Genomic DNA, 2000 nt, shown 5'->3' on the forward strand with positions numbered 1-2000 from the left:
CTCTCGTTCTCATGCACCAGCGCCACCGCCTCCGGTGCCCGCCGCACCTGCGCCTCGAACAGCTCATGGATGCACCGCTCCGACGGATACGCCGCCTCCGTGCGGTTCAGCTCCTCCAGCAGATACCGGCGCTCCGCCGCCGGCAGGATATCGATGCGCTCCACCGGCTGTCCCGCGTCCGCAGCCATCGCCCGCAGCAGCGCCAGCAGATAATCCCGCTGCCGCCTGACCGTCGACTCTTCGAACAGCGCCGTGGCATAGCCCAGCGTGCCCACGATCCTCCCGTCACACTCGCCTACATTCAGCTCCAGATCGAACCGGACCTGCCCGGGCGCATTGTCCATCACCTCCTCCACGCCCAGCCCGGGAAGATCGAGCCGCCCCAGCGCGTTATCCTGCCAGGCCAGCATTACCTGGAACAGCGGCGTGTGATCAAGCGCCCGTGGCGGCTGCACAATCTCCACCACCTGCTCGAACGGCAGGTCCTGATGCTCCTGCGCCCCCAGGGCCGTGCGCCGTGTCCGCTCCAGAAGCGTCGCCACGTCCGGCCCGCCCGACAGGTCCACCCGGAGCGCCAGCGTGTTCACAAAAAAGCCGATCAGCTCCTCGATCTCGCGCCGGCCGCGGTTGGCACTCGGCACCCCGATCACAAGGTCGTCCTGCCCCGACAGACGCGAGAGCACCGCCGCCCAGCCCGCCAGCACCGTCATGAACAGCGTCGTGCCATGCTCACGGCCCAGCCGCCTGAGTTCCCGCGTGAGCTCCGCATCGATCTCCACCGGCACCGTGGCGCCGGCAAACGACTGACGCGCCGGGCGCGGCCGGTCCGTCGGCAACGCGAGCATGGACGGCGCGCCTGACAGGGCCTCGCGCCAGTACTGCGCCTGACGCTGCAGCCGCTCCCCGGAGAGCCATTGCCGCTGCCAGGCCGCATAATCGGGATACTGGATCGCCGGCACCGGCAGGGGATTGGCCTGTCCGGCCACGAACGCCCGGTACAGGCTGCCCAGTTCCCGTACCAGCACCCCCACCGACCAGCCGTCCGAGACGATGTGATGCTGCGTCAGCAGGAAGACATGCTCCTGCTCCGACAGCCGGATCAGGCGCCCGCGGATCAGCGGCCCGCGCGCCAGATCAAAAGGCATGCACGCCTCTTCGGCGCACAGCGCCACAAGCGCCGCCGCCGCATCCGGCCGCTCCCGCAGGTCGTGCTCCAGCACGGGCAGGCCCGTGCCGGGCGGCAGGATCTCAACCCGGGGGCCCTCCTCCGCATCAACGAAGACGCTGCGCAGCGCCTCGTGGCGCGCATACAGCTGATCGAGGCTGCGTCGCCACGCCGCGCGGTCCAGCCTGCCCCGCAACCGCCAGCCCAGCGGAACGTGGTAGCGGGCGCTGTCCTTGTCCAGCTGGGCCAGAAACCACAGCCGCTGCTGCGCAAACGACAGCTCAAGCGGCGCCTGGCGCGATACGGCTCCAATGGCCGGCAGCGCCTGCGCTGCCGCGCCGCTCACCGCTCCGGCCATGCCTGCGGCCAGATCGGCCAGCACCGGCCGCGCAAACAGCATCGCCAGCGACAGTTCCACACCCGCAATCTGCGACAGCCGGCTGAGCAGCCGCACGGCCAGCAGCGAATGGCCGCCCAGCTCGAAGAAGTGGTCATGCCGACCGACCCGCTCCAGACCTAGAAGCTCGGCCCAGATCTCTGCCAGCGCCGTTTCGACTGCGCCCTGCGGCGCCTCATAGGCCGCCCGCGCATACGCATCGTCGGCCGGCGCCGGCAGTGCCTTGCGGTCGAGCTTGCCATTCACCGTCAGCGGTAACTCCGCCAGCGGCACGAACGCCGCCGGCACCATGTAGTCCGGCAGCTGCCCCGCCAGATGCGCGCGCAGCGTCGCCGCAAGCTGCGCTTCCTGCGCCTCCTGTGCGGCCACCACATAGGCCACCAGCTGCGGCTCGCCGGCCCGCTCCTCGCGCGCCACCACCACCGCCTCGCGCACCCA

1 protein-coding gene is annotated in these 2000 nt (G+C 70.4%); it reads right to left on the minus strand.

All coding sequences use genetic code 11. The features are described 5' to 3' along the window. Positions 1-2000 (minus strand): condensation domain-containing protein (locus AB3X96_RS42305; RefSeq protein ID WP_368594385.1); only part of this gene is annotated, 2000 nt, incomplete at both ends.

It is taken from the genome of Paraburkholderia sp. BR13439 (assembly GCF_040948805.1).
In the GTDB taxonomy this organism is placed as follows: domain Bacteria; phylum Pseudomonadota; class Gammaproteobacteria; order Burkholderiales; family Burkholderiaceae; genus Paraburkholderia; species Paraburkholderia youngii.